28 protein-coding genes are annotated in these 25,819 nt (G+C 62.0%); 8 read left to right on the top strand and 20 right to left on the bottom strand.

Going from position 1 to position 25,819, the window contains the following annotated elements; translation table 11 throughout:
- Positions 1-151: 151 nt before the first annotated feature.
- The 10 genes from C5L10_RS24345 to purC all read right to left on the bottom strand — a co-directional run bounded on the left by C5L10_RS24345 (position 152) and on the right by purC (position 7,156).
- Complete coding sequence (locus C5L10_RS24345) at positions 152-400, bottom strand: hypothetical protein (RefSeq protein WP_105431754.1); 249 nt, start codon at positions 398-400, stop codon at positions 152-154.
- Between the two features lie 3 nt (positions 401-403).
- Positions 404-640 carry a BolA family protein gene (locus C5L10_RS24340; protein ID WP_007770085.1) on the bottom strand — a complete coding sequence of 79 codons (237 nt, stop codon included), beginning with the start codon at positions 638-640 and terminating at the stop codon, positions 404-406.
- Between the two features lie 107 nt (positions 641-747).
- A complete protein-coding gene (locus C5L10_RS24335; protein ID WP_105431753.1) occupies positions 748-1,425 on the bottom strand; it encodes a hypothetical protein in 678 nt (225 codons plus the stop codon).
- A gap of 157 nt (positions 1,426-1,582) precedes the next feature.
- Positions 1,583-3,790, bottom strand: a complete 2,208-nt coding sequence (gene purL, locus C5L10_RS24330) for a phosphoribosylformylglycinamidine synthase subunit PurL (RefSeq protein ID WP_105431752.1) — start codon at positions 3,788-3,790, stop codon at positions 1,583-1,585.
- 160 nt (positions 3,791-3,950) lie between these two features.
- Complete coding sequence (locus C5L10_RS24325; protein WP_046667128.1) at positions 3,951-4,505, bottom strand: acyloxyacyl hydrolase; 555 nt, start codon at positions 4,503-4,505, stop codon at positions 3,951-3,953.
- Positions 4,506-4,725: 220 nt separating this feature from the next.
- Complete coding sequence (locus C5L10_RS24320) at positions 4,726-5,124, bottom strand: hypothetical protein (protein WP_105431784.1); 399 nt, start codon at positions 5,122-5,124, stop codon at positions 4,726-4,728.
- Between the two features lie 56 nt (positions 5,125-5,180).
- On the bottom strand, positions 5,181-5,861 hold the full coding sequence (gene purQ, locus C5L10_RS24315) for a phosphoribosylformylglycinamidine synthase subunit PurQ (protein ID WP_105431751.1): 681 nt from the start codon (positions 5,859-5,861) through the stop codon (positions 5,181-5,183).
- Complete coding sequence (locus tag C5L10_RS24310) at positions 5,858-6,115, bottom strand: hypothetical protein (protein WP_105431750.1); 258 nt, start codon at positions 6,113-6,115, stop codon at positions 5,858-5,860. The genes purQ and C5L10_RS24310 overlap by 4 nt, the downstream gene beginning before the upstream one ends.
- 17 nt (positions 6,116-6,132) lie before the next feature.
- The gene (gene purS, locus C5L10_RS24305) at positions 6,133-6,375 is read right to left on the bottom strand and encodes a phosphoribosylformylglycinamidine synthase subunit PurS (protein ID WP_007770062.1); all 243 of its coding nucleotides are present in this window, start codon (positions 6,373-6,375) and stop codon (positions 6,133-6,135) included.
- A 16-nt stretch (positions 6,376-6,391) separates the two neighbouring features.
- Positions 6,392-7,156, bottom strand: coding sequence for a phosphoribosylaminoimidazolesuccinocarboxamide synthase (purC, locus tag C5L10_RS24300; RefSeq protein ID WP_046606788.1), 765 nt, complete (start codon positions 7,154-7,156; stop codon positions 6,392-6,394).
- Positions 7,157-7,654: 498 nt separating this feature from the next.
- On the opposite strand from purC, the gene C5L10_RS24290 reads away from it, so the two are divergent.
- The gene (locus C5L10_RS24290; RefSeq protein ID WP_105431748.1) at positions 7,655-7,969 is read left to right on the top strand and encodes a DUF1476 domain-containing protein; all 315 of its coding nucleotides are present in this window, start codon (positions 7,655-7,657) and stop codon (positions 7,967-7,969) included.
- A gap of 78 nt (positions 7,970-8,047) precedes the next feature.
- Here the strand turns inward: C5L10_RS24290 and C5L10_RS24285 are convergent, their stop codons facing one another.
- The 6 genes from C5L10_RS24285 to C5L10_RS24260 all read right to left on the bottom strand — a co-directional run bounded on the left by C5L10_RS24285 (position 8,048) and on the right by C5L10_RS24260 (position 15,304).
- On the bottom strand, positions 8,048-10,282 hold the full coding sequence (locus C5L10_RS24285) for a bifunctional diguanylate cyclase/phosphodiesterase (protein WP_245448149.1): 2,235 nt from the start codon (positions 10,280-10,282) through the stop codon (positions 8,048-8,050).
- Between the two features lie 483 nt (positions 10,283-10,765).
- Positions 10,766-11,320 (bottom strand): alpha/beta hydrolase, encoded by a 555-nt coding sequence (locus C5L10_RS24280; protein WP_046667124.1) that lies wholly within the window; start codon positions 11,318-11,320, stop codon positions 10,766-10,768.
- 31 nt (positions 11,321-11,351) lie between these two features.
- On the bottom strand, positions 11,352-12,659 hold the full coding sequence (gene purB / locus C5L10_RS24275; protein WP_105431746.1) for an adenylosuccinate lyase: 1,308 nt from the start codon (positions 12,657-12,659) through the stop codon (positions 11,352-11,354).
- Positions 12,660-12,745: 86 nt separating this feature from the next.
- Positions 12,746-13,483, bottom strand: coding sequence for a DUF2259 domain-containing protein (locus C5L10_RS24270; RefSeq protein WP_105431745.1), 738 nt, complete (start codon positions 13,481-13,483; stop codon positions 12,746-12,748).
- A complete protein-coding gene (rpe, locus tag C5L10_RS24265) occupies positions 13,480-14,169 on the bottom strand; it encodes a ribulose-phosphate 3-epimerase (RefSeq protein ID WP_105431744.1) in 690 nt (229 codons plus the stop codon). Before rpe ends, C5L10_RS24270 begins: the two co-directional genes overlap by 4 nt.
- 61 nt (positions 14,170-14,230) lie before the next feature.
- On the bottom strand, positions 14,231-15,304 hold the full coding sequence (locus C5L10_RS24260; RefSeq protein WP_105431743.1) for an ABC transporter substrate-binding protein: 1,074 nt from the start codon (positions 15,302-15,304) through the stop codon (positions 14,231-14,233).
- 173 nt (positions 15,305-15,477) lie between these two features.
- Here C5L10_RS24260 and C5L10_RS24255 point away from each other — a divergent pair, with 173 nt between their 5' ends.
- The 7 genes from C5L10_RS24255 to C5L10_RS24225 are packed head-to-tail and all read left to right on the top strand — an operon-like array spanning position 15,478 to position 21,214.
- A complete protein-coding gene (locus tag C5L10_RS24255; protein WP_105431783.1) occupies positions 15,478-15,978 on the top strand; it encodes a flavin reductase in 501 nt (166 codons plus the stop codon).
- Between the two features lie 24 nt (positions 15,979-16,002).
- The gene (locus C5L10_RS24250) at positions 16,003-16,932 is read left to right on the top strand and encodes a MoxR family ATPase (protein ID WP_105416129.1); all 930 of its coding nucleotides are present in this window, start codon (positions 16,003-16,005) and stop codon (positions 16,930-16,932) included.
- A gap of 28 nt (positions 16,933-16,960) precedes the next feature.
- Positions 16,961-18,226: a VWA domain-containing protein gene (locus C5L10_RS24245; RefSeq protein ID WP_105431782.1), complete on the top strand. Its 1,266-nt coding sequence runs from the start codon at positions 16,961-16,963 to the stop codon at positions 18,224-18,226.
- A complete protein-coding gene (locus C5L10_RS24240; protein WP_105416125.1) occupies positions 18,223-18,549 on the top strand; it encodes an XdhC family protein in 327 nt (108 codons plus the stop codon). The genes C5L10_RS24245 and C5L10_RS24240 overlap by 4 nt, the downstream gene beginning before the upstream one ends.
- Positions 18,549-19,244 carry an XdhC family protein gene (locus C5L10_RS24235; RefSeq protein WP_105431742.1) on the top strand — a complete coding sequence of 232 codons (696 nt, stop codon included), beginning with the start codon at positions 18,549-18,551 and terminating at the stop codon, positions 19,242-19,244. The genes C5L10_RS24240 and C5L10_RS24235 overlap by 1 nt, the downstream gene beginning before the upstream one ends.
- Before the next feature lie 4 nt (positions 19,245-19,248).
- The gene (locus C5L10_RS24230; protein ID WP_105431741.1) at positions 19,249-20,883 is read left to right on the top strand and encodes an NTP transferase domain-containing protein; all 1,635 of its coding nucleotides are present in this window, start codon (positions 19,249-19,251) and stop codon (positions 20,881-20,883) included.
- Positions 20,884-20,887: 4 nt separating this feature from the next.
- Positions 20,888-21,214, top strand: coding sequence for a TfoX/Sxy family protein (locus tag C5L10_RS24225; RefSeq protein WP_105431740.1), 327 nt, complete (start codon positions 20,888-20,890; stop codon positions 21,212-21,214).
- Between the two features lie 181 nt (positions 21,215-21,395).
- On the opposite strand, the gene C5L10_RS24220 is transcribed toward C5L10_RS24225, so the two are convergent.
- From C5L10_RS24220 to C5L10_RS24205, 4 genes are all read right to left on the bottom strand, one after another.
- Positions 21,396-21,809: an NUDIX domain-containing protein gene (locus C5L10_RS24220; RefSeq protein ID WP_105431739.1), complete on the bottom strand. Its 414-nt coding sequence runs from the start codon at positions 21,807-21,809 to the stop codon at positions 21,396-21,398.
- Between the two features lie 7 nt (positions 21,810-21,816).
- The gene (locus C5L10_RS24215; protein ID WP_046667114.1) at positions 21,817-23,370 is read right to left on the bottom strand and encodes a DEAD/DEAH box helicase; all 1,554 of its coding nucleotides are present in this window, start codon (positions 23,368-23,370) and stop codon (positions 21,817-21,819) included.
- A 210-nt stretch (positions 23,371-23,580) separates the two neighbouring features.
- Entirely contained in the window at positions 23,581-24,894 is a 1,314-nt protein-coding gene (locus C5L10_RS24210) for a M23 family metallopeptidase (RefSeq protein ID WP_105431738.1), read from the bottom strand.
- A gap of 93 nt (positions 24,895-24,987) precedes the next feature.
- Positions 24,988-25,815 carry a ferritin-like domain-containing protein gene (locus tag C5L10_RS24205; protein ID WP_105431737.1) on the bottom strand — a complete coding sequence of 276 codons (828 nt, stop codon included), beginning with the start codon at positions 25,813-25,815 and terminating at the stop codon, positions 24,988-24,990.
- Positions 25,816-25,819 lie beyond the last annotated feature (4 nt).

Raw genomic sequence — 25,819 nt, 5'->3', positions numbered from 1 at the left:
TCCTTTCACATGCGGTTTCAAGGGCCGCTGCGCTGCGTCATCTGCCTTAAATAGCAACGTGGCATCGGGAATTCCAGCGGAATAGTCCGTCGGAAGGCGCTTATTGCCTCGCATGACTGCCGTTTAACCCCATGGACCGGGTACATTGAGGTCAGCGGCTGCGCTGCTTGCTGCGGCTTGCCGTCGTGCGCCGACGGCTTACCTGTTTCGTCGCCGGCTTCGCTGCGCGTGTGGCTGCGGTCTTGGTGCGTGCAGTCTTCCTGGCGAAACGTCCGGTAGTGGCCGAGCGGATCTGCCGCTTCTTGCGTTTGGCGGGCGTACGGCCATGCGACTTGCCGAGAAGTTCCTTCAGGGCAGTCTCGACCAGGCCGGTAACGATCTCCTTGATCAGGTCAGGCATCGCTCACTCCGCCGGAGCCGAAGTCTGCAGTGCCAGCGCGTGGAGCACGCCGCCCATATTGCCCTTCAGAGCCTCGTAGACCATCTGGTGCTGCTGCACCCGGCTTTTTCCCCGGAACGCTTCCGCCACCACTTCCGCGGCATAATGGTCGCCGTCGCCGGCAAGATCCCGGATGGTGACCTTGGCACCGGGAATGCCGGCCTTGATCAGGTCTTCGATTTCACCGGGTCTCATAGCCATGATGTCATCCCTTTTCTCTCCGCGGGACTCAAGACCGCGGAACCTTTTGTCAAGATACACTGCCTCAAAGCTGCTCTCCGGTCAAAGCTGGATCGAACAGCTCCGCCTCAATGGTGCAAGAATACGTGTTTCACCTTATGGAGGCTGGCTTTGGCTCGGGTTCTGAGCGGTGGAAGATGCTGCGTGCGGGAGAAGCGGAAAAGCCAGACGGAACTCAGGGTCAGGATCATGAAACCGTAGGATTCGATGCTCTCCTCCATCACGACGATATCGAAATGCTCGGCAAGTTGGCTGCAGGCGAGAACGCCGGCAACCATGGCCAGCGGCCAGGAAAGGCGCGGATGAATGGCTCGCAGAAGGCCTCCTCTATGGCGATATTCGAACACGATCGTCGCGATCAGCAGGATAAGAGCGGCCGCGCCGATAATAATCGGCAGCCAGGTCTTCGACACGCAATAAACTGTCACATTGTCGCGGCATATTGGCATCTCGCGCATGAAGAAGACGATGGAGATGCAGGCCGTCGTGATTGCGACGAAACGGGCCAATATCCGCGTCCCCAATGCCGCCATAACGGCAAAAAGGGCGGTGATGGCAAGTGAAGCAGACTGAATGTCTTCGATGGGGCCGTCTTCATTGAAGATATCGTGGGTAGTCATACCCATCTTCGAAAAAACCATCCAAGCCAGAACGTTCAGGCAAAGGGTGATGATCAGTGCATCGAGCCAGATGCGCTTGTAGTGCCAGGTCGGGCCCGATGACCTCAACCAGGTCAAAATCGGCATAAGCATTTTTTGCGCTTACTTTCCTAATTCAGAAAGCCGCAATGCTTATCGGGACAGCCCGAGTCCATCAATCCCTCAGGCTTCAAATTTTGTTCACCTGTGCAAACAAACCGCGATCTGGAAACCGCGGTTATGGCTGCAGGCTGATCCGGATGGGTTAAGCCATGAAGGTAGGGAACCAGCTTTCATGAGCCTCGGTAAGCTGCGGCACCGCAATGCTGATGAGGTCGTCCACCACCAGGCTGTCGCCCGCGACCGTGCCGAGCGTGCGGAAGGGCACGCCTGCGCCTTCAGCATTTGCCTGCACGAAATTGGCGAGATCAGCTGGCACGGCAATCACATAACGGGCCTGGTCTTCGCCAAACAGCAGCCCATGGGCCGGGCCGCGCTGTTCCTTGAGGCTGACCTTCATACCCTTGGCCGACGCCATCGCCATTTCGGCAAGCGTGATCGCAAGACCGCCCGAGGAAATGTCATGGCAGGCCGTCACCTGGCCGTTGCGGATAAGCGAGAGGACGAAATCGCCGTTGCGGCGCTCGGCCTTCAAATCGACTTCCGGCGGCGGGCCGTCGATCGTGTCGAGAATGTCGCGCAGATAGACCGAAGAACCGAGATGGCTGCCGTCCGTGCCGATCATGATCAGCTTGTCGCCGTCGTTGGCAGAGCCGATCTTCGCCATCTTCTGCCAGTCGGGCAGGAGGCCTACACCGGCAATCGTCGGGGTCGGCAGGATCGCGACGCCGTTGGTCTCGTTGTAGAGCGACACGTTGCCGGAAACGATCGGGAAATCGAGCGCCTTGCAGGCTTCGCCGATGCCTTTGATGGCGCCGACCAGCTGGCCCATGATTTCCGGTTTTTCCGGATTGCCGAAATTGAGGTTGTCGGTGGCGGCGAGCGGTTCCGCGCCGGTGGCGACGATATTGCGCCAGCATTCGGCGACCGCCTGCTTGCCGCCTTCGAACGGATCGGCCTCGACATAACGCGGCGTGACGTCGGACGAGAAGGCCAGCGCCTTGGTCGGATGGCTTTCGATGCGCACGACGCCGGCATCGCCGCCCGGACGCTGCAGTGAATTGCCCTGGATCAGCGTGTCATACTGCTCCCAGACCCAGCGGCGGCTGGACTGGTTGGCGGAACCGATGAGCTTCAACAGGGCCTGGTTATAGTCAGCGGGTGCCGCGACCTGCGAGGCGGGCAGGGGTGCGCGAGCATCCGACTGGACCCACGGCCGATCGTATTCCGGGGCCTGGTCGCCGAGATCCTTGATCGGCAGGTTGGCGACTTCTTCGCCCTGATGCAGCACACGGAAGCGCAGGTCGTCGGTGGTTTTGCCGACGATCGCAAAATCGAGACCCCACTTGACGAAGATCGCTTTCGCCTGCTCTTCCTTTTCCGGCTGCAGCACCATGAGCATTCGCTCCTGGCTTTCCGAAAGCATCATTTCGTAGGCCGTCATCCGGTCCTCGCGCACCGGCACCTTGTCGAGGTCGAGTTCGATGCCGAGATCGCCCTTGGCGCCCATTTCGACAGCCGAGCAGGTGAGGCCGGCCGCACCCATGTCCTGGATGGCGATCACCGCGCCGGTCGCCATCAGTTCGAGGCAGGCTTCCAGCAGGCATTTTTCGGTGAAGGGGTCGCCGACCTGAACGGTCGGGCGTTTCTCCTCGATGGACTCGTCGAATTCGGCCGATGCCATCGTGGCTCCGCCGACACCGTCGCGGCCGGTCTTGGCGCCGAGATAAACGACCGGCAGCCCGACGCCCTTGGCTTCCGACAGGAAGATTGCATTCGACTTGGCAAGCCCGGCCGCAAACGCGTTGACCAGGATATTGCCGTTGTAGCGCGGATCGAACTCCACTTCGCCGCCGACCGTCGGGACGCCGAAGGAGTTGCCGTAACCGCCAACGCCGGCAACGACGCCGGACACAAGATGCTTGGTTTTCGGATGATCGGGCGCGCCGAAGCGCAGCGCGTTCATGGCCGCGATCGGGCGGGCGCCCATGGTGAAGACGTCGCGCAGGATGCCGCCGACACCCGTCGCCGCGCCCTGGTAGGGCTCGATATAGGACGGGTGGTTGTGGCTCTCCATCTTGAAGACGACGCAATCGCCATCATCGATGTCGACGACGCCGGCATTCTCGCCCGGCCCCTGGATGACGCGCGGCCCCTTGGTCGGTAGTGTTCGCAGCCATTTCTTCGAGGATTTGTAGGAGCAGTGCTCGTTCCACATGGCCGAGAAGATACCGAGTTCCGTGAATGTCGGCTCGCGGCCGATCAGATCGAGAATCCGCTGATATTCGTCGGGCTTCAAGCCATGCGAGGCGACGAGTTCAGGGGTGATCGCGATACTGTTCGGGATGGTCATGATCTTCTCTGGATTGAAGGGCCAAGCTCTTGGCGCTCTTTAACCTATGTCGCAATGCGGCGCGACAGGAAAATACTGCCATGCTGCGGTACGGCGTGGCGGCCGGAAAACAAAAAGCGCCGGAAAACCGGCGCCTCAGTTGGAAAATACTCTATTGGGATCAGAACTTGTAGCCGACCGCGATGCCTGCGTAGGAGAGGCCGTCGTTGTGATCGCATAGATCGGCGTTCGAAGAGTGCTCGACGGTCGCAAGGACGCGCCAGTTGTTGGTGATGTTGTAACCGAGACCGAGCGACTCATGGAAGAGCACATGGCAGCCGAGCTTCGGACCGTCGTTCGGTTTGTCGAGGTTGCCGTTGTTGAAGGCGCCGCCGAAGCCGAGATCGACGAAGATCTTGTCGGTGATCGGTGCCGTCCAGGTGAAGCCGGCAAAGACCTGGCTCGCTTCGCCTGCCGTCGACACGATCGCCCCGACATGGACGCGCGGACGCAGCATGTGGTCCATGAAGCTCTGGGCATGGCGCTGGTCGAAGGGGTCGAAGAAGACGGTGGCGGACGGGAATGCGCCCTTCTCGAAGGTGCTCTTGCTCTGGATCGAACCGGAAACGCCGATTCGCACTTCGTCGAACAGCCGCTCCTGCGCAACGGCGGCGGAAGACAGCGCCGACACCGCCAGGATTGCACCGACCACGGATCCGAAAATTGCCTTGTTCATTCCATCGCCCTCATACGCGCCGCGATTTTCTGCGGCTGGCGCGATCCCGATACGGGCCGCCCGCTTCTCGATGACGAAAGTGGTACAATGACGGGTAGCGCCCGTCCAGCGCCGGTTCACCGACCGTTATGACTTGTGGCGAAAAAACGCAAAGATTCGGGCGCGCCGGTGCAGAGCTGCAACAGATTGTTTACAGAGATGTAAATTCAAATGGTTAATATCAGCAGCCGCTCGCGCCGCGGGCCCAGCGGAGCACATCGCGCTTGATTCTTTCGCCTTCCGGGCCGCCCATCATCGGACCGAAAGCGTCGAGACGGGCGGGGTTGCCCTCCGCCTGCACCACCAGCATCGGGCGCGATTCGGGACTGTTGCGCGGCACGGCGAGAATGCGCGGCCGGCCGGAGAAGGAGTTGAGTTCCGGTGCGAGCCGATAGGGCTTGAAGGCCGCGTCGCCCGACCTGAACCAGCAGCTATTGGCGGCGATCGCCACACGCTCCATCGTCGGCAGCGCCGCACGGTTCTCCGTCACCTCTGCCGGACGTTCCGTTTGGCAGGCGGAAAGCGCTATACCAAGGGCGGCGAGAGGAAATGCAGCGAGCAGACGATAAGTGAACGGCATCAAACGTCCTGACGTGGTTTCGATCATTCTGGGATCGATCCGGATAAGATGAAGGTTCAGGCGGTCGCGGCGATCACATCGAGCGCCGAGGCGAAAATCCCGCGCCCGTCATTGCCGCCATGGGCGGCTTCGATCAGGTTTTCCGGATGCGGCATCATGCCGAGCACGTTGCCGCGCGTGTTCATGACGCCGGCGATGTCGTTCAGGGAGCCGTTCGGGTTGGTGCCTTCCGCATAACGGAAGACGATTTCGCCGCGATCTTCCATGCCGGACAACGTCTCCCCATCGACGAAATAGTTGCCGTCGTGATGGGCGACCGGGCAGCGAAGCACCTGGCCTTTTTCATAGGCCCGGGTGAAATCCGTTTCGGCATTGACCACTTCGAGCTTCACTTCCTTGCAGACGAATTTCAGCGAGGAATTGCGCATCAGGGCGCCGGGCAGCATGCCGGCTTCGACGAGGATCTGGAAACCGTTACAGACGCCGAGCACCTTGACACCCTTGTCTGCCTTGTCCCTGATTGCCTGCATGACCGGCATACGGGCTGCAATCGCTCCGCAGCGCAGATAGTCGCCATAGGAAAAACCGCCCGGAATGACGATGAGATCGACATCATCCGGAATATCGGTCTCGGTCTGCCAGATGGTGATCGGCGCCTTGCCGGAAATCTTGGTGAGGGCGGCGATCATGTCGCGATCGCGATTGAGACCGGGAAGCTGAACGACGGCGGATTTCATGGGTGCAGTTCAAACCTTGCCTGGGCCTCGGCGAGCTCGCGCAGTTCGAGGCGGTTGTCGATACGGTCAAGTCGGTTTTCAATATGCCCAACCGTGACGCGAAGATTATTCACATCCCCTTGGAGAACGTGAAGCTGTCCTCTCAAGGTCATGTGGTCGGCTCGCAATTCACCAATTGATAGCTCGACTTTATCAAATCGCTGATGAATCTTCTTAAGAAGCTCATACATCAATTCACTTGTGATCTCGGCCATCACACGCTCCGCAACCGTCAGTCGAGGGCGATAGTATAGTTCTCAATCACAGTGTTTGCCAGCAGCTTCTCGCACATGGCCTTGAGGTCCGCCTCGGCCTTCGCCTTGTCGGTGCCCTCGAGTTCAAGGTCGAAGACCTTGCCTTGGCGCACATGTCCGACGCCGGAAAAACCGAGACTGCCGAGCGCGCCTTCGATGGCCTTGCCCTGCGGATCGAGAACGCCGTTCTTGAGCGTGACCGTCACGCGTGCCTTGATCACTGATCCAACCCCCAGATTACTTGACGAGAACCGGCCCGGTGCCGCGGACAGGTTCGTTCTCATTGATGATGCCGAGACGCCGCGCGACTTCCGAATAAGCTTCGACAAGCCCGCCCAGATCCTGTCGGAAACGGTCCTTGTCCATCTTTTCCCTGGTTTCGATATCCCAGAGGCGGCAGCTGTCCGGCGAAATCTCGTCGGCGAGAATGATGCGCATCATGTCGCCTTCGAACAGGCGGCCGCATTCGATCTTGAAGTCGACGAGCTGGATTCCGACGCCGAGGAAGAGCCCCGACAGGAAGTCGTTGACGCGGATGGCGAGCGCCATGATGTCATCAAGTTCGGCAGGGTTCGCCCAGCCGAAAGCCGTGATGTGCTCCTCGGAAACCATCGGGTCGGCGAGCGCATCGGACTTGTAGTAGAACTCGATGATCGAGCGCGGCAGGACCATGCCTTCCTCAATGCCGAGGCGGGTCGAGAGCGAGCCGGCGGCGACGTTGCGTACGACGATCTCGAGCGGAATCATCTCCACTTCCTTGATCAGCTGCTCGCGCATGTTCAGCCGGCGGATGAAATGCGTCGGGATGCCGATCTTGTTCAGATGGGTGAAGAGGTATTCCGAGATGCGGTTGTTGAGCACGCCCTTGCCGTCGATGACGTCATGTTTCTTCTTGTTGAAGGCAGTGGCGTCGTCCTTGAAAAACTGGATCAGCGTGCCGGGCTCGGGGCCTTCATAAAGGATTTTGGCCTTGCCTTCGTAGATACGGCGGCGACGGTTCATGATTCTTGTCTCATTGTTGGCGCCCCTGGCGGACGCAATGGATGATGTTGAGCGGTCCCTTATCGGAAAAGAACGGGTTTCACAATGCGGGCCTCCAAACCTTTGTGGGCGAGGGGTTGCGACGCGCAACCAGGAATCAGTGAGCTTCAGATTACACGGCTTCTCGAAGGTTTTGCTCTAACAACTGGGGGCGCCCGGGCTGAAAGGGCGGTAATAAACAGGAAAAGCAGGGAGGCTCCGCAGGACTTAGCCATCAAATTGCGTCATGAATTCGACGCAGACGGTATAGCAATTCCGGTCTGACCTGCTGGCGCACACGGCTGAGGAAGGACGCGGAGAAAGATCACCCGGCGCAGGTTCCCTGCGCGGAATTCGCATTCGTCAACTGCCTGCCACGATTCCGCTTCCGTCTCTGCCGGAATCGACATCCCGCCAATTGCGCTTGGCTCCTCTTTGTGATTATGGGGGTTCTATAAAGTTCACTTTGGGAGACCCGAGATGAGTGGCCTCAGCGATCGCGAAAAAGCCTTTGAAAACAAGTTTGCCCTGGACCAGGAATTGAAGTTCAAGGCGCTCGCCCGCCGCAACAAGCTCGTCGGCCTCTGGGCAGCCGGCCTGCTCGGCAAGGCGGATGCCGATGCTTACGCAAAGGAAGTCGTCGTTGCCGACTTCGAGGAGGCGGGCGACGAGGACGTGTTCCGCAAACTACGCGGCGATCTCGATGCCGGCGGCGTCTCCATTTCCGACCAGGACATCCGCACCAAGATGGTGGAGCTTCTGGCTCAGGCGATTGATCAGATCGAGAACCAGTAACCAGCTTCTTCAAAGCCTGATATGAAGGCTGCGTCCTGTCGGGCGCGGCTTTTCTTTATGCCCGTCAAAGTCGAGCTCTCAGTCGCGGGTGGGGTGCCGCTTGCGGCTGTCGGGCTGCCGGCTTTCGCCGGGGCGCCAGCGGCCGGAAAGTATGAAATCCGGAATGCTGCTGCGCGGCATCGGCCTTGCGAGCGCATAACCCTGCAGGATGTCGCAGCCGAGATCGCGCAGGATGCGGATCTGTTCGGTGGTCTCGACGCCTTCCGCGACAACCTCGATATTCAGCGATTTGCCGATCTCGATGATCGATCCGACCATCTTCCGTTGCTTTTGCGACTGCGAGACGAGACGGACGAGCTCACGGTCGATCTTCAGCGCACGTGGATTGAGCCGCAGGAGGCCGATGATCGAGGCGTGGCCGGTGCCGAAGTCGTCGATCTCGATCTCGATGCCGAGCTTCCTGATGCGCGCCAGGTTCTTCAGGACATCCTCGTCGCAGTCGTCGAGGAAGATCGATTCGAGCAGCTCGAAGGATACCGTGCCAGGCTCTATCCTGAGTTTCCTGAGCTTGCGCGACAGCGAGGCATCGCGCAGCCGCCGGTAGGAAACGTTGACCGAAAGTTTTGGGATCGCAAGGCCTTGCGCGCGCCAGTCCCGGAAATCGGCAAGCGCCTTGTCGAGGATGGTCCCGTCGATCACCGAGACAACGTCGAGTTCCTCGGCCATATCGAGGAACTTGTCCGGAGATAGCATGCCGCGTTCCGGGTGCATCCACCGCGCCAGCGTTTCCACGCCGGCGATCTCCAGCGTCTTCGCATCGAACTGCAGCTGATAATACGGAATGAACTCGTCGCGCTCGAGAGCGAGAAGGATCTCGTCCGAAATGCGCTTGGTGCTGATGATCTCGTTCTGGGTCTCGGCAGAGAAGAATTCATGCCGGTTGCGGCCCCGGTTCTTGGCCCGGTAGAGCGCGATATCGGCGTTCAGGAGAAGCTGTCTCGCATCCACATCCGCTCCCGTATGGCAGGCGATGCCGATGCTGGCGCCGAAACGGCAGTCGTGGCCCTCGTAGGATACCGGCTTGCGCAGCTCCTTGATGATGCGGTCGGCCAATTGCGAGAGCTTGCGCGGCGATCCTTCGAATTTCGACAGGATGACGAACTCGTCGCCGCCGATACGGGCGACGAAATCCTCCCTGCGGATTGTGCCTTTGAGAACTTTCGCCGTATGCTTCAGCATCATGTCGCCGGCACTGTGGCCGAGCGTGTCGTTGATCTGCTTGAAGCGATCGAGGTCGATATGGAGGATGGCGATGCCGTGTCGGTCGCGGGCGCATTCCGCCGCCATGCGATCTAGCATCTCGTCGAGATAACGCCGATTGGGGAGATCGGTGAGGTAGTCGTGCATCGCATTGTGCTCGATGCTGCTGCGGGCGGCTTCGAGTTCGCGGTTGCGCGCCTCGGCCAGGGTCTTTGCCCGTTCGAGCTCTCGGTGAAGCGTCACGTCGGCCGTGACGTCCCAGTTGGCGCCGACCATCTTCTGGTGACCGTTACCGTCGATGAAAGACATGGTGCGGGTGCGCACGACGCGTTCGGAGCCGTCCCGCAATATCACGCGGTATTGGTCCGAGAAACGTTTGCCCTCATCGATATGGGCTGAGACGTTTGCCTGGACGCGTGCGGCATCCTCCGGGTGCAGGAAGCTCTCCCAGAGACCGCCGATCTTCACTTCCTCGCTCTTTTCCAGCCCGTAGATCCGGAACATCCGTTCGTCCCATTCAACCTCGCCGGTGGAGAAGTCGGATTCGTAGACGCCGATGCCGGATATTTCGAGCGCCATGTCGAGCCGCCGCGACATCTGCGCCGTTGTCTCCTCCGCGGCCCTCCGGGCGGTGATGTCCGTGTCCGTGCCGACCACGCGGATCGCCTTGCCGTTGGCGTCCCATTCGACACAGGCGCCCCGGCATTCGATCCAGACCCAGTGCCCCTGCTTGTGGCGTTCGCGATAGTCGAAGACGGCGTAGGCGGGATCCCCGGCGATCTGCCGCTCCATGGCATGGATGACTCGCGCATGGTCGTCCGGATGGACAAGCTTGAGCCATTCCTCCGTACTGGCGGCCAGCGGGTCCTCCGCCGACATTCCCCGGATCTGCCGCCACACCGGCGAGTAATATTTCTGGCCGGTCGCGTAATTATGGTCCCATACGCCTGAGACGGAGCTGACCAGCGCGTTGTCCCAGCGGCTTTCGCGTTCGGCAAGTTCTTCGAACTGCCGCCTTTGGTCGGTGATGTCAGTCAGGTGGGCCGCAAACATGCACTGCCCTTTGAAATTTTTCCCGAGCGGCGTGACGGTTGCCACCACCCATCGCTGAGAACCGGCCGGGCTCACGATGCGCAGTTCCATACGTTCCGCTGGGGAATCGATGTGCAGCCCCTGGATCGCCAGGAGGACTTTGGTTTGGTCGTCGGGATGCAGGAGGGCCGACAGGGCAGTCGGCGGCTCGCCTTCGCCGATCCATTCGCGTTTGAATGTGCTGTTTGCGAACAGCAGCACAGCGGCATGATCGATGATGGCAATCGGGAAGGGAGCCGCCTGAAATACCGTCTCAAGAACGCCGATCTCGTCCCCCGGGTCGGAGTCCAATAGGCGTGAGAGAACATTTGACGGCATCGGCACAGCCTGGCGCGCTAGAAAACGAGCGCGTACCTTAGCAAGTGTCAATTAAGTCCAGCTTAAAAATGCTGTTCGAATTGACGCACCCGAAAATTAGGGGCCAACGCCTATTCCGTCGTATTCTCAAGGCTTGAGGCGACCGAGGAACTGGGCAAAAACCATTGTTCCTTCCGGCCACGGCCCATGGCCGGAATCCTGGTTGATGTGCCCGGCTTCCCCGGCGTCGACCAGCATCGAACCCCAGGCGGAAGCGATGTCATCCGCATGTTCGTAAGAGCCGAAGGGATCGTTGCGGCTTGCGACCGTCAGAGACGGGAAGGGAAGCGGGTCACGCGGGTAGGGGCCGAAGGTCTGCAGGTGCCTGGGCCGGATGGACGGATTGTCCACCTCCGGCGGGGCCACGAAAAAGGCGCCGGCCACCGGTTTCGTGAACAGCGGAATGGCGTGAATGACGGTCGGGATGCCGAGCGAATGGGCGACGATGACGACGGGCCGCGTCGCGCAGTTCACCTCTTCGGCGACCCGTGCAATCCAGTCCTCGCGCACCGGCTTTGACCATTCGTCCTGCTCGACCCGGCGGGCCGTCGTCAGCTTCTGCTCCCAACGGGTCTGCCAGTGATGCGGTCCGGAATTGGTGTAGCCGGGGACGATCAATATATCTGCTTCGGATGCCTTCATGGCGCCTATCTGTGTTCGCGGAGGGTCAAGATCAAGCCTCGCCGAAGACCCGGCGGAAGATCGTGTCCACGTGTTTGGTGTGATAGCCGAGATCGAATTTTTCGCGCAGGTCCTCTTCGGACAGTGCGGCACGCACTTCCTGGTCCGCCAGCAGCTCCTCGAGAAAGTCCTTGCCTTCTTCCCAGACCCGCATCGCGTTGCGCTGCACGAGGCGATAGGCGTCCTCGCGGGAGATCCCGGCTTGCGTAAGGGCAAGCAGCACCCGCTGCGAGTGAACAAGACCACGGAACTTGTTCATATTCTTCATCATGTTCTCAGGGTAGACGAGCAGCTTGTCGATCACGCTGGTCATGCGCGCCAATGCGAAATCGAGCGTCACGGTCGCGTCCGGGCCGATCATGCGCTCGACGGAAGAGTGCGAAATGTCCCGCTCGTGCCAGAGGGCGACATTCTCCATGGCCGGCAATGCGTAGGAACGCACCATGCGGGCAAGGCCCGTCAGGTTTTCGGTCAGCACCGGATTGCGCTTGTGCGGCATGGCCGACGAGCCCTTCTGGCCCGGCGAGAAAAACTCTTCGGCTTCTAGGACCTCGGTGCGCTGCAGGTGGCGGACTTCGATCGACAGGCGTTCGATCGACGAGGCGATGACGCCCAATATCGCGAAATACATGGCGTGACGGTCGCGCGGAATGACCTGGGTCGAGACCGGCTCCGGCTTCAGGCCAAGGGCGGCGGCGACGTGTTCCTCGACACGGGGGTCGATGTTGGCGAAGGTGCCGACGGCGCCGGAAATCGCGCAGGTGGCGATTTCGTCGCGGGCTTCGAGCAGGCGCGTCTTGTTGCGGTCGAATTCCGCATAGGCCTGGGCGAGCTTGACGCCGAACGTTGTCGGCTCGGCATGGATGCCGTGGCTGCGACCGATCGTGACCGTGTCCTTGTGCTCGAAGGCGCGGCGCTTCAGCGCTTCGAGCAGCTTGTCGATACCGGCAAGCAGCAGATCCGTAGCGCGCACCAGCTGCACGCTGAAGCAGGTGTCGAGCACGTCGGAGGACGTCATGCCCTGATGGATGAAGCGGCTGTCGGGACCGACAAATTCGGCGAGGTGGGTGAGGAAGGCGATGACGTCATGCTTGGTGACGGCTTCGATCTCGTCAATGCGGGCAACGTCGAACGTGGCCGAGCCACCCTTTGCCCAGATCGTCTCCGCTGCCGACTTCGGGATCACGCCGATTGCCGCAAGCGCATCGCAGGCATGAGCCTCGATCTCGAACCAGATGCGGAACTTTGTTTCGGGCGACCAGATGGCGACCATTTCGGGCCGCGAGTAACGGGGGATCATGGGCTTGTCGTTTCCTTCACGAGTGTCGGCTGCGCTGTAGCAAGAAGCGCGGCGAAGCTCAAGTTTTTGAGGCAATCAAACAGGGATTAGGGCGCTGTCTTGACCGGAACGGCGATCCAGCGGCCGTTCTGGCCCTCGAAACCGGCGCTGAGGACCATGATCAACGCGACTTCCACCGGAGCGCCTTCGAGCGACGAGCCGCTGACGACGCCAGCCAGCCGGTAACCGGTGACGCAGCCGCGCGAAGCCGGAATGCGCTGGTCTTCGTGAACCACGTCGTTGACGGGCTTCCCGTTCCGCTCCGTAAAGCGAAGGCGCAAGGAGACCGTCTTTTCGACTATGCCTTCACATTGCGGCCCGAGCGGTTGCGGGACTTCGTCGAGGACAAGCGTATTGGCTTCTCCGACCGGCGGTACGGCCGGAACGCTGCGATAGCGCAGCTGATGGGGGTCGTTGCCGATCTCGGTGATCGGGTTGAAAGCGACGAGTTCACCTGGATGATTGGCAAGCTCGTGGGTTTCGATCATCACATCCGCGTCATTGTGCACCTGCCAGCGGGCCTTGGCGATCGTCGCTCCATCCTGTTCCAGCCGGACCCGGTACGGCGTTCCCGGCAGGTAGGTATCCTTGGCGAGGTCGAGCGCGTAGATATTGGCATAGGGAAAGCCGGATCCGTCCTGGATGCCGTATTCCTCGAAGGCGAAAACGGCGCCGTCGGAGGAAAAGCCGATCGGGCGGACGCTTGCGATATCGGCCGCGGATGTGGAACCGGCGAACAACATCGCCGCAAGTGCCGGAACCGAAGATCGCAAGGCTGATATCATCTGCGTCCGTCCTCCGCCGCAGCTTTCAGCCGCGCGATGTTCTCACGATAGGCCGCGATTCCTTCGCCTTTGTAAACCGCAGATCCGGCAACGAAGACATTGGCGCCCGCAGCGGTTGCCGCGCCGATCGTATCGGCGGTAATGCCGCCATCGACTTCCAGCTCGATCGGCCGGCTGCCGATCATCGCCTTGGCAGCGCGGATCTTGTCGGTCATCGCGGGAATGAACTTCTGGCCCCCGAAGCCCGGGTTGACGCTCATGACCAGGATCAGGTCGATGTCGTCCAGAACGTTCTCGATCGCCGAGAGGGGGGTCGCCGGGTTGAGCGTGACGCCGACCTTCTTGCCGAGCGAGCGGATCGTCTGAAGCGAGCGGTGCAGGTGCGGCCCGGCTTCAGCATGGACAGTGATGCCGTCGCATCCGGCCTTGGCAAAGGCTTCGAGGTAGGGATCGGCGGGTGAGATCATCAGGTGGCAATCGAAAAACGCGGTAGTGTAAGGTCGCAGCGACTTGATGACGTCAGGACCGAACGAGATGTTCGGCACGAAATGCCCGTCCATCACGTCGAGATGGACCCATTCGGCTCCCGCCTCGACGGCATCGCGCACTTCCTGGCCGAGCTTTGAAAAATCGGCCGCGAGAATGGAGGGGGCGATGCGGATCGGCAGGGCGGTGGCGAGCGTCATGGGTCGAAAGTCTCCGGTTGTCGACGGTCCCTCTAACATTGCGGCGCGGGCGGAACAATCGTCAGTCTGTCGCCGGACGCGAGAGGATGAACGTGGATCCACGCCATTCGAGCAGGCGGAACGGATTGTCCCTCAGTTCATGCCCGCGATCGAAGGCGATCGGGCCGATCACGGTGTTGAAGGAGCGGCTGCCGATCGTCTGTGCCAGGGGCTGGCCTGCCGCCGCGGTCACCGCCTGGTGAACAAGTTCGGTCGCGGCATAGGTCGGCAGCAGATAACCGTCCGCGTCGATATTTTTCGCGCGCAGGGCTGCGACGGCCGCTGCCGCGGAGGGCAGGGTGGCATAGTCCGGGAGGGCGACGGCCACGACGCCCTCGCGCAGGGGCACCGGACGGTTTGCCGCACGCAAGTTATCGCCGCCGAGCAAGGTGAGGGGAAAGTTTTCCGAAGCGCCGTCGCGGGCGATGATCGCCATGTCGTTTCGGTCGCCGCCGACGAACACATGGCTTGCCCCCGCCTTGGCGAGACGGCGCACCAGCGCCACCTGCTGCTCCTGACCAGGCCGGAACGTGTCGGTGAAGATCGGCGTGATGCCCATCGGTTCGAGGCGCTGACGGATGGCGCTGGCGAGCTCGCGGCCGTAGATCGTGCCGTCCTCGACCAGCGCGATCGGCTCCGCCTTCCAGATGCTGAGAATGGTTTCGGACAGTTTCTCCGCCTCGTCGCCTTCGGCTGGCGCCATGCGGAAGAACGGCCAGCCATTGCGCAGCGTGTCTTCCATCAGGATCTTCGAGCGGACTGAGACGGTAATGGCCGGGATCTGCGCGGCCTTCAGCAGCGGCAATGCGGTGGAGAGCGTCTCGACGCAGAGGAAACCGACAGCGGCGGAAACTTTCGCGCTGGCGAGGCCCTTGGCGGCGGCAGCACCGCCGTTTTCATCGCAGCTCTCATCGATCTCGACGACGGTGTCGCCGCCCGCCTCCGCTGCGGCGCGTGCGCCCTGAAAGACCTGAGTGCCGAGCGGTGCGTATGGGCCGGAGCGCGGCGCGACCACCCCGATCACTGCCGCCGGTGCCGATCCGCATCCGAGAAACGAAGCCAGCAGTCCGGCGATGATGAAACGTCGTGCTGTCATGTTTTTCCTGGGATTCTTTCTTGAAGCGACATTTAGCTTTCTGATCGCAGCCGTCAAAGAGAATCGGCTTGTCGAAGTAAAAAGCCGTAACTCCGGTGGACATCAAGGGTTTTTGCCACCATATCTCGAAGAGTAATGCGGGACTGACAGCAGTCCCCGATGCCTTTCACGAGATGCCTTTGACGGACCAGCCTTTCCTCGATCCTGTCCACTACCGGAACGGCATGGCACGATACGCTGGCCACGTCCAGGTTGTGACGACGGAATTCGAAGGCGTGCGGCGCGGCGTGACGGTGACAGCAGCCTGCTCAGTCTCGGACAATCCGCCGACCGTGCTCGTCTGCCTGAACGGCAGCAACGCGAGCAATGCCATCTTCGAGAGGAGCGGCATCTTTGCTTTGAATTCGCTGGCGGCGCATCATCAGGCGCTGGCGACGGGGTTTGCGGGCCTGAGCGGCGTTCCCGCCGACGAGCGGTTCGCACTCGGAGATTGGAAGACGCTGGTGACCGGTGCTCCGGTGCTGGCCGATGCCGTCGTCAGCTTCGATTGCAGGCTGACCGACATGAAACGGGTTTCGACCCATTTCGTCATGTTCGGCGAAGTGAAGGCCATGCATTTCGGCGAGGCGAACCCCTCGCTCATCTATCTGGATCGCGGCTTTCGTAGCTTATAGGATGCCGTTTGAAAGGGTGTGATTATGCCTGAAGGGAAAACGAGCGCTCTGCCGACCTCGATCGACGAGACGATCGCGCTTTTGGGCGCCGAGGATTATCTTGCCGGACGTTCGCTCGGCACGGTGATCTTCCTGGCGCTGAAGATGAAGCGCCCGCTCTTCCTCGAGGGCGAAGCGGGCGTCGGCAAGACCGAGATTGCCAAGACGCTGGCCAAGGCCTTGAACCGGCCGCTGATCCGGCTGCAGTGTTACGAGGGCCTCGATATCTCCTCGGCGGTCTACGAATGGAATTATCCGGCCCAGATGCTGGACATCCGGCTTTCGGAAGCATCCGGCGTCAAGGATCGCACCCGCATCGAGGCGGATCTGTTTTCCGAACGTCACCTGATCCGCCGGCCGGTGCTGCAGGCGCTCGGCCAGCCGGGTGGTCCGGCGCCGGTCTTCCTGATCGACGAGCTCGACCGCACGGACGAGGCCTTCGAAGCGTTCCTGCTGGAAGTGCTTTCGGACTTCCAGGTGACGATCCCGGAACTTGGGACGATCAAGGCCGAGGAGCCGCCGATCGTCATCATCACCACCAACCGCACCCGCGAAATCCACGACGCGCTGAAGCGGCGCTGCCTGTATCACTGGGTCGATTATCCGGATGCGGCACAGGAACTGGAGATCATCCGCCGTAAGGTGCCGCAATGCTCCGAAACCCTGTCGCGGCAGGTGGTTGCCTATGTGCAGAGGCTGCGGACAGTCGATCTCTTCAAGAACCCCGGCGTTGCCGAAACCATCGACTGGGCGACGGCGCTGACCGAGCTCGACCGGATCGCGCTCGATCCGGAAACGATCGCCGATACGCTCGGAACGCTCTTGAAATATCAGGACGACATCGCCCGCATCAAAGGCGGCGAGGGCGAGCGGGTGCTTTCCGAAGTGAAGGCCGAACTTCTGGCAGCAGGGTAGGGCCATGGCAGGCTTGAACGACGACGGAATGATTGCGCCCCCGGTTCCGGCCGGCGCTGGAGGGTTCGGTCTGGCGAGGTCTGCCGACGATGGCCGGCTCGCCGACAATCTCGTCTATTTTTCACGCGTATTGCGCCGTGCCGGGCTGAAGACCGGGCCTGCCGCTGCTGGCGACGCGATTGCCGCAGTCGATGCGATCGGCATCGGTTCGCGCGAGGAATTCCACGCGGCGCTGTCGGCCGTTTTCGTCAAGCGCCACGAGGACCAGCCGGTCTTCGACGAGGCCTTTCGCCTGTTCTGGCGTTCGCGCGATCTGGTCGGCAAGATGATCGCGATGATGTCGCCCAAGGCTGCCGACAATCGCGAGAGGGAAAAGCAGAAGGCCGGCGCCACCCGCGTCAGCGAGGCGCTGACCGCCGACCAGCCGGAGACCCCTAACCGCAAGAAACCGCCGGAGATCGAGGTCGACTCCCGCTTCACGACCTCTGCCGGCGAAATCCTCAAGCGTATGGATTTCGCCCAGATGAGCGCGGCCGAACTGGCCGAAGCCCGGCGCCAGATGGTCAAGCTCGCTCTGCCCCTGGACAAGGTGGCGACGCGTCGGTTCCGGCCGTCCAGCCGCCCGCCGAGGATCGACCCGCGCGCCACCATGCGCCAGGCAATGAAGAGCGGCGGCGATCTCATTTTGCCGCGGTTCCGCGAGCGAAAGACTGCCCCGCCGCCGCTGGTCGTGCTCGCCGATATTTCCGGCTCGATGAGCCAGTACACCCGCATCTTCCTGCATTTCCTGCATGCGCTGACGGAAAAGCGCACCCGCGTACATACCTTCCTGTTCGGCACTCGGCTGACCAACGTCACCCGCCAGATGCGCCGCCGAGATCCGGACGAAGCGTTGTCGGGCTGCACGGATGCGGTGCGCGACTGGTCCGGCGGAACGCGGATCGGCGCCACGTTTGCCGAATTCAACCGGCTCTGGTCCCGCCGCGTGCTGGGGCAGGGCGCCGTCGTGCTGTTGATCACCGACGGCCTGGAGCGGGAAGGCGTCGAGGAACTGGCACGGGAAATGGACCGGCTGCACCGTTCCTGCCGCCGTCTGATCTGGTTGAACCCGCTGTTGCGCTTCGATGGTTTCGAGGCCCGGGCGCGCGGCGTACGCGCCATGCTGCCGCATGTGGACGAGTTTCGCGCCGTCCATAACCTGCGCTCGCTTGCCGATTTGGCGATTGCATTGTCGGATGATCATACAAAGGCCGCGGACCCGCGGCGCTATTTGGACATGAGGAGGGTCGCATGACTGTTTCCGAAATTCTGGACCCCTTGCTGACCGCCGAGAGCTGGAAGCAGGCCGGCCGCAACGTGGCGATTGCAACGGTGATCGAGACCTGGGGCTCGGCGCCACGCCCGACAGGCAGCCATCTCGTCATCGACGGCGAGGGCAATTTCGAAGGCTCCGTGTCTGGCGGCTGCGTCGAAGGCGCTGTCATCACGGAGGCGATCGACGTCATCGAGAGCGGCGCGCCAAAAATGCTGGAATTCGGCGTTGCCGACGAGACCGCGTGGCGGGTCGGCCTGTCCTGCGGCGGCCGGATCCGCGTCTATGTGGAAAGGCTCGGCTGATGCAGCTCGAGGTACTAACGAAACTCAACGCCGCAAGGCGCTCCCGCAGGGCTGCCGTGGTCGTCACCGATCTTGCCAGCGATGACACGCGGGTCGTCCTTGAGGGCGAGGCCGCCTCCGGTCCGCTCGACGAGGAGATCGCCAAGACGTTTCGCAGCGGCAAGGCGGGGACTGTCGAGGTCGAAGGCCGGTCGCTGTTCCTTAACGTGCATCTGCCGCCGCCGCGCATCGTGGTGATCGGCGCAGTGCATATCAGCCAGGCGTTGGCACGACTGGCCCCGGTCGCCGGATATGACCTGACGATCATCGATCCGCGCACGGCTTTTGCGACCGAGGAGCGTTTCGAGGGTGTCGAGCTGATCGCCGACTGGCCGGAAGACGTGTTGAAGGCTCGCCCGCTCGACGCCTATACGGCACTGGCGGCCGTTACCCATGATCCGAAGATCGACGATTTCCCGCTGTCGGAAGCGCTGCGGGTCGGGTGCTTTTACGTCGGCGCGCTCGGCAGCCGGAAAACCCATGCGAAGCGTGTGGAGCGGCTGAAGGAAATGGGCCGCACCGACAACGAGATCGGCCGTATAGCCGCTCCGATCGGCCTCGACATCGGGGCCGCGAGCCCTGCCGAGATCGCGCTCGCCACGCTGGCCCAGATCGTCCAGGCGTTCCGCCGGCGCGATCTCGTCACCGCGGGGTGACGTCATGAGATACGGGACGTTCGAACTCGGCGAAGCTGAAGGCGTGGTGCTGGCGCACAGTATCAGACTGGCCGCCGGCCGCATGTCGAAGGGACAACTTCTCTCGCGAGAGGATATCGCCAGACTTTCGGAAGAAGGCGTCGCATCCGTCGTAGCGGTCCGGCTCGATCCCGGTGACATGCTGGAGGACGACGCGGCCCAGGCGGTCGCCGATGCGATCGCGCCGGACAATCTGCGTTTCTCGGAGGCGACGACCGGCCGCGTCAACATCTATGCCAGGGTGGATGGGCTTTTTGTCGCCGACAAGAGGATAGTCGATGCGCTGAACCGCATCGATCCGGCGATCACGCTTGCCTGTCTTGCCGACCATGTGGCGGTGCGCGCCGGCGACATGGTGGCGACGGTGAAGATCATTCCGCTTGCCGTCGGCGGTGCGAAAGTCACGGAAGCCGTGGCGCTGCTGGCAGAGTCGGTCGCCTTCGAGGTAAAAGCCTTCAGTCCCCGCGCGGTGACCCTGGTCGCGACCGAGCTTCCTTCGCTGAAAGTGTCGGTCATGGATCGGACCGCGAAGCTGCTGGAGCAGAGGCTCGCGCCATCCGGTAGTCGGCTAATAAAAGAGATCCGCATTCCCCATTCCGCCGAACGCCTTACCGAGGTTCTTCAGCGGCTTCGGCTGGAGGAAATTAATGAGCCGGCTATGATTATCGTCTTCGGCGCCTCGGCTGTGGCCGATCCCGACGACGTCATTCCGGCCGCCATCCGCCGCGCGGGCGGTGAGGTGGATCAGGTCGGCATGCCCGTCGACCCCGGCAATCTGCTGGTTCTCGGGCGGATCGGCAAGGTCCCGGTGCTGGGTGCGCCGGGCTGCGCGCGCTCCCCGAAGGAAAACGGTTTCGACTGGGTGTTGAACCGGCTGATGGCCGGCGAGACGCCGACCTCCTTCGATATCACCGGCATGGGCGTCGGCGGCCTGTTGATGGAGATCCCGACCCGCCCGCGCCCGCGCGATGCCACGGCGGAAAAGGCGGCGACATTGTCTGTCGGTGCCCTGATGCTTGCCGCCGGCCAGGCGCGGCGCATGGGCAAGGACGGGCCGCACAAACTGCTCGCCGAGTTCGACGGCATTCCGCTTGTCCGCCGCACCGCCGGTATCCTGCTGGCCTCGCAGGCCTCGCCTGTCATCGCCGTAACCGGTCATCGACGCGACGAGATCGAGACGGTGCTGGCCGGCCTCGATATCAGCTCTCACTTCAATCCGGACTACGCCTCCGGCATGGCAAGTTCGCTGGTTGCCGGTTTCTCCAGTCCGGAACTGGCCCAGAAGGACGGCATCCTGGTCATGCTGGCCGACATGCCGGGCGTCACGACGGAGCATCTGAACATGCTGATCGCCGCCTTTCGGCAGGCCGGCGGCGGGGTCGTGGTCCGTTCGGTCTCGGACGGAAAACGCGGCAACCCGATTATTCTCCCGCGGATCGCTTTCGATGCCGTGTTGAGGCTGGAAGGCGATGTCGGTGCCCGCGCGCTCATCGAAAACTCCGGACTTTCGGTGATCGACGTCGATATAGGTCCCGCCGCGCATCTGGACGTCGATACGCCGGAGGCGGTGACGGCCGCCGGCGGGATTTTGAAAAGGTAGGCGAATGGACAATTCCGACATCGAGGAAATGTTTGAGGGGCTCGGCCCGGTCTCGATCCGCCGCATGTTCGGCGGCAAGGGCATCTATTACGATGGTTTGATCGTTGCGATCGATCTGCGCGGCGAGATCATGCTGAAGGTGGATGCCGTCAGTGCGCCGGAATTCGAAGCGGCTGGCGCCAGGCAATGGTTCTATGAGGGAAAGAAGGGAAAGCCGGTGCTGATGCCCTATTGGTCGGTGCCGGAAGACGCCTTCGACGACCCCGACGAGATGCGCAAATGGGTGCGGCTCGCATTCGACGCGGCCGTGCGCGCCAACTCGAAATCCTGAGCCTGATCCTCGAGTGCTAGATTTCGCATCTTGCCGGACAGAATGTGAAGCGCATAGGTTCGCCTCGTATTGAGGGGCGTGGGCTGCCGAATCTCTCGGCCAGGGTCGCGTCCGGAAATTCTGTCAAAATGATTTCATCAAGTCGGCCGCTTCGGTTTTCCGGAGCGGCTTTTGCTTGAGTTCATTTTGGAAGATGTGCGAAGGCCCTGGCGGAAAAGGCCGAAAGCGGCAGAGGCGGGTTGTGAGGGTCGAACCAGCCGATATCCGACAGCTTGTCGGGCTCGGTGAGTGAAGGCTCACCGGTGAAATCCTTGGTGACGTAGATCAGCGAGACCCAGTGCTGCCGGTCGGCTTCGATGATCTCTTCGGCCACGCAGAGAAAATCGACCTTGCCGATGCTGAGGCCAGTTTCTTCCTCCGCCTCGCGGCGGGCGGCTTCCGAGGAAGGTTCCATCGGATCGACCTTGCCGCCAACAATATTCCAGAAGCCCGCTTCCGGCGCCTTGAGGCGACGGCAAAGTAGAACCTTGCCGTCGTCGCGCAGAATCACCAGCCCGGCACCGACGCCAGGGAAATCAACGCCGGGCGTGAACACGGAAGTGTTAAGCCTTGCCGCCGTTTGCGACGATCAGCATGAAAGCCGGAATATCGTCGCCGAAGCCGATCGGGGTAGGGCCGTCGTCGTGATCGCGGTGGTAACGCTGGCGACGCTCGCGATTGTCGTCGTTTGCGGGTGCCGGGGCAGGTGTCGGCCGCGAGTTGCGGTTGCCGCCATTGCTCTGCGGTTTCCTGTCTGCCTTGCGTTCCGGTTTCACGGTTTCCACCCTAGCTTCCACAAATGCCTCTTCGACTGCTTCAATCTGATTATCTTGGGTCTTCGTGTCAGCCTTGTGACTCGAATCCCCGCGCCCGGAATCAGCACGTCCCGAATCGCTTCGTCTGCCGCGGCCGCGCTCCTTATCACGATCCCGGCCCTTGCGACCACCACGTTCGCTCTCATGGCTTTCCATCGGTGCCGGAAGGGCGGAGATGTCGCCGTTCAGCCATTCGATCTTCTCGTTGATGAGCTTCTCGATGGCGTCGAGATATTTGGTGTCGGAGCGGGTGACGAGGGTAAACGCGCGGCCCGAACGACCGGCGCGGCCCGTCCGGCCGATGCGGTGGACATAGTCCTCCGCATGGATCGGTACGTCGAAGTTGAAGACGTGGCCGACATCCGGAAGATCGAGGCCGCGTGCGGCAACGTCGGAAGCGACCAGCAGCTGGATATTGCCGTCACGGAAGCTCTGCAGCATCGTCGTGCGCGAACGCTGGTCCATGTCGCCATGCAGCGCGCCGACCGAGAAGCCATGCCGCTCGAGCGAACGGAAAAGATCGGCGACGTCGACCTTACGATTGCAGAAGATGATTGCGTTCTTCAGATCGTCCTGGGCCTTGATGAGATCGCGCAGCACGGCGCGCTTCTCATAATCCTTGTTGTGCGAAGCGACGAGGCGCTGCGTCACCGTCTTGGCGGTCGACGAGGGCTTGGCGACTTCGATCCGCTCCGGGTTCTGCAGGAAGCGGTCGGCGAGCTTCTGGATCTCCGGCGGCATGGTGGCCGAGAAGAACAGTGTCTGCCGGGTGAAGGGGATCATCTTAGCGATCCGCTCGATATCCGGGATGAAACCCATGTCGAGCATGCGGTCGGCTTCGTCGATGACGAGGATTTCGACGCCGGTCATCAGCAGCTTGCCGCGCTCGCAATGGTCGAGCAAGCGGCCGGGCGTGCAGATCAGCACGTCGGCGCCGCGTTCCAGCTTGCGGTCCTGGTCGTCGAAGGACACGCCGCCGATCAAAAGCGCGACGTTGAGCTTGTGGTTCTTGCCGTATTTTTCAAAATTTTCGGCGACCTGTGCGGCGAGTTCGCGGGTCGGCTCGAGGATCAGCGTACGCGGCATGCGGGCGCGGGCGCGGCCCTTTTCCAGAAGCGTCAGCATCGGGAGAACGAAGGATGCCGTCTTGCCCGTGCCTGTCTGTGCGATGCCGCAGATATCGCGGCGCTGCAGCGCATGCGGGATTGCCCCTTCCTGGATCGGCGTGGGGATCGTATAACCCGCGTCTGTGACAGCGGAGAGGACTTTCTGGCTCAGGCCAAGATCAGCAAATGTGGTCAAAGGGAATTCTGTTTCCGTTCCGGTTCTGTACGAACACTATGGGAGTCGATGCATGGCTGCTCGACAACTGGCCCGCGACATAGGACCAAAATGTCCAAAAGTCAAGGAAAGCAAGGCGATTGGCCGCCGGATTGGTGAATGAAGATGCTCGCGGGGCAAGCCGGCTATCGTTCCGCCGGCAAAGGATTGCCTTTTGGCCGACAGCTTACCTCAATTGAGGTAGGTGGTGAGCTTCATGCCGGCATTGAGGAAGTGCACGGGATCGATGGGATTGCCGTCGCGGCGGACCTCGTAGTGGACGTGCGGGCCGGTGGAGCGGCCGGTCGAGCCTGCCTTGCCGATCACGTCCGCGGCAGCCACTTCGTCACCTTCCTTCACCAGGATTTTCGACATATGGCCGTAACGCGTGGTGATGCCCTGGCCATGGTCGATCTCGACCATGTTGCCATAACCGCTGGCAAAGCCCGCCGAAACCACCTTGCCGGCGCCGGTGCTTTTCACGTCGTCGCCGGTCGAGGCCTGAAAATCGATGCCCGCATGCAGCGCAAGCCGGCCGAGGAAGGGATCGATGCGGTTGCCGTAGCGGCTGGTGACCGGACGGCCGGGCGCGGGATTGCCGAAGGGTAGGTCTCGCGCCGTCTCGCGCACGGCTTCCAGCCGGCTCAGCGCGGCATCGAGTTCGTCGAGCGAGGCATCGAAGGCGCCGATCTGGGTTTGCGGCGCGACATAGGGGCCACCAACGCCGCTCGTGGAATCTTCCGTCACATTGTCTGCGGATGCCACCTCGACGCCGGTCCGCTTCAGGATTGCAGCGATCGCATCTGCGGTTTCCGAGGCGCCGGTCGTCAGGTTGGCGATCTTCGCAAGCTGTTCCTTCTCGATGTTCTTCAGCGACAGCGTCACTCTGGAGAAGACCCGATCGGCCCTGTCGGCGATGTTTTCGCGGAGCGGCGCATAACCAAGCGCGGTCGACGTCTGGAGCGGCGTGGCGGAAGTTTCGCCGGAGAGGAGTTTCTCGATCGCCTTGACGCCGCCGCTGCCACCGGAAAGCGAAGCCTGGCGTTCCTTGCCCGGCGGCTGAAGCGCGGTCGGCGCCGGTGTTTCCGGCGTCGTGAGGCCGGACTCCTCGGCGCGGTTCAGAAGAGAACCAAGTTTGCCGTGGCGCGAAAAGAGGGCGTTCTGCTGTTCCAGCAGCTTTTCGACTTTTTGCTCGACCACCTGCTGGTCGAGAAGCTGCCGCGAGGTGATGCGGTCGAGCTGGGCGCGCAGCGCGGCGATCCGATCCTCGTAATCGTGCTGCATGCGAGCCTGCCGCGCCATGGTCGCGCCGATCAGGTCGTCGCGGATTACCAGATAGGAGGTGGCACCGAGATAGCCGATCGCGAAAACGCCGAGAAAACAGAAGGTCAAGGCGGCCATCCAGGGCCGGATGGTCATGTGGCGGATCTTTTCACCGCTGGCGAAAATGAGAACGTGCTGGGGCGCCCGCTTCCCAAACACCCGGTTTTCGGTTCCCTTCGCCACGCGGATCTCCCGGAGATGCGACTCGTCCGGCCGCTGTTCCCATTGGTGGGATTACACATGGATATGGTTAACGAACGCTTTAATTCGAGGCGTTCAAGCGTAGCTGGTGGAGGTCAGCGACCTGTAGAATGACGGCGTCAGGCCCGCCTCGGCCCGGGCGATATCGTTGAATGGCGCCTTGAGCGATCCGCGGAAATTGGCCCGCACCAGCTGCTGGAACGTCGCTGCCGGATCCTTGCGCTCGCGGGCGCACAGGAAGCGGAACCATTTCGCGCCGATCGCCACATGGCCCTTTTCGTCATTGTAGATCACGTCGAGAACAGCTGCACTTTCGAGATCGCCGGTCTCGCGCATCTTCGCCTGCAGCGATGGCGTTACGTCGAGCCCGCGGGCTTCGAGAATGAGCGGCACGACGGCAAGGCGGGCGGTGAGGTCGTTGCGGGTGGAATGGGCGGCCTGCCAGAGGCCGTCATGGGCGGGCATGTCGCCATAGTCGGCGCCCATGTCGCTCAGCCGAGCCCGCACCATGCGGAAATGTTTAGCCTCCTCGAAAGCCACCTGCATCCATCCGTCGAAGAAGGAGTTCGGCACCGGCTCCGTCGCAAAGCGAGCGACGATGTCGAGCGCCAGGTCGACGGCGTTGAGCTCGATATGGGCGATCGCATGCAGCGTCGCGATACGGCCGTTGACGGTGTGCAGCGAACGTTTGCCAACTGCCTTCGGCGGCACCAGCTCGGGCTTTGCCGGCCGGCCGGGCCGCTCGGGCAGGGGCGGATCGAGCGGCGAGCGGAGCGACAGCCGCCGTTCGAACCAGCGGGTGGCGGTCTCCTGCGCCATCCGCGTCTTGATATCGAGATCGGCCGACAGGATTGCCGCCGTTGCGCCGCCCCGAAGCGACGTGATCGAAAACTCGCCCGCCATCGAC

Source organism: Neorhizobium sp. T6_25 (assembly GCF_002968555.1).
In the GTDB taxonomy this organism is placed as follows: domain Bacteria; phylum Pseudomonadota; class Alphaproteobacteria; order Rhizobiales; family Rhizobiaceae; genus Neorhizobium.
The sequence above is the reverse complement of the archived record's forward strand: the minus strand, read 5'-3'. Positions and strand labels throughout refer to the sequence as shown.

Excerpts from the sequence above, each read along its gene's own strand:
- purL (WP_105431752.1), bottom strand. The coding sequence starts at position 3,790 with ATGACCATCCCGAACAGTATCGCGATCACCCCTGAACTCGTCGCCTCG.
- C5L10_RS24270 (WP_105431745.1), bottom strand. The coding sequence starts at position 13,483 with ATGATATCAGCCTTGCGATCTTCGGTTCCGGCACTTGCGGCGATGTTG.
- C5L10_RS24320 (WP_105431784.1), bottom strand. The coding sequence starts at position 5,124 with ATGCCGTTCACTTATCGTCTGCTCGCTGCATTTCCTCTCGCCGCCCTT.
- purC (WP_046606788.1), bottom strand. The coding sequence starts at position 7,156 with ATGAACCGTCGCCGCCGTATCTACGAAGGCAAGGCCAAAATCCTTTAT.
- C5L10_RS24340 (WP_007770085.1), bottom strand. The coding sequence starts at position 640 with ATGGCTATGAGACCCGGTGAAATCGAAGACCTGATCAAGGCCGGCATT.
- purB (WP_105431746.1), bottom strand. The coding sequence starts at position 12,659 with ATGATCCCCCGTTACTCGCGGCCCGAAATGGTCGCCATCTGGTCGCCC.
- C5L10_RS24290 (WP_105431748.1), top strand. The coding sequence starts at position 7,655 with ATGAGTGGCCTCAGCGATCGCGAAAAAGCCTTTGAAAACAAGTTTGCC.
- C5L10_RS24280 (WP_046667124.1), bottom strand. The coding sequence starts at position 11,320 with ATGAAGGCATCCGAAGCAGATATATTGATCGTCCCCGGCTACACCAAT.
- C5L10_RS24205 (WP_105431737.1), bottom strand. The coding sequence starts at position 25,815 with ATGGCGGGCGAGTTTTCGATCACGTCGCTTCGGGGCGGCGCAACGGCG.
- C5L10_RS24335 (WP_105431753.1), bottom strand. The coding sequence starts at position 1,425 with ATGCCGATTTTGACCTGGTTGAGGTCATCGGGCCCGACCTGGCACTAC.
- C5L10_RS24245 (WP_105431782.1), top strand. The coding sequence starts at position 16,961 with ATGATTGCGCCCCCGGTTCCGGCCGGCGCTGGAGGGTTCGGTCTGGCG.
- C5L10_RS24235 (WP_105431742.1), top strand. The coding sequence starts at position 18,549 with ATGCAGCTCGAGGTACTAACGAAACTCAACGCCGCAAGGCGCTCCCGC.
- C5L10_RS24285 (WP_245448149.1), bottom strand. The coding sequence starts at position 10,282 with ATGTTTGCGGCCCACCTGACTGACATCACCGACCAAAGGCGGCAGTTC.
- C5L10_RS24310 (WP_105431750.1), bottom strand. The coding sequence starts at position 6,115 with ATGGCCGAGATCACAAGTGAATTGATGTATGAGCTTCTTAAGAAGATT.
- C5L10_RS24250 (WP_105416129.1), top strand. The coding sequence starts at position 16,003 with ATGCCTGAAGGGAAAACGAGCGCTCTGCCGACCTCGATCGACGAGACG.
- C5L10_RS24255 (WP_105431783.1), top strand. The coding sequence starts at position 15,478 with ATGCCTTTGACGGACCAGCCTTTCCTCGATCCTGTCCACTACCGGAAC.
- purQ (WP_105431751.1), bottom strand. The coding sequence starts at position 5,861 with ATGAAATCCGCCGTCGTTCAGCTTCCCGGTCTCAATCGCGATCGCGAC.
- C5L10_RS24225 (WP_105431740.1), top strand. The coding sequence starts at position 20,888 with ATGGACAATTCCGACATCGAGGAAATGTTTGAGGGGCTCGGCCCGGTC.
- C5L10_RS24240 (WP_105416125.1), top strand. The coding sequence starts at position 18,223 with ATGACTGTTTCCGAAATTCTGGACCCCTTGCTGACCGCCGAGAGCTGG.
- rpe (WP_105431744.1), bottom strand. The coding sequence starts at position 14,169 with ATGACGCTCGCCACCGCCCTGCCGATCCGCATCGCCCCCTCCATTCTC.
- C5L10_RS24260 (WP_105431743.1), bottom strand. The coding sequence starts at position 15,304 with ATGACAGCACGACGTTTCATCATCGCCGGACTGCTGGCTTCGTTTCTC.
- C5L10_RS24345 (WP_105431754.1), bottom strand. The coding sequence starts at position 400 with ATGCCTGACCTGATCAAGGAGATCGTTACCGGCCTGGTCGAGACTGCC.
- C5L10_RS24230 (WP_105431741.1), top strand. The coding sequence starts at position 19,249 with ATGAGATACGGGACGTTCGAACTCGGCGAAGCTGAAGGCGTGGTGCTG.
- C5L10_RS24325 (WP_046667128.1), bottom strand. The coding sequence starts at position 4,505 with ATGAACAAGGCAATTTTCGGATCCGTGGTCGGTGCAATCCTGGCGGTG.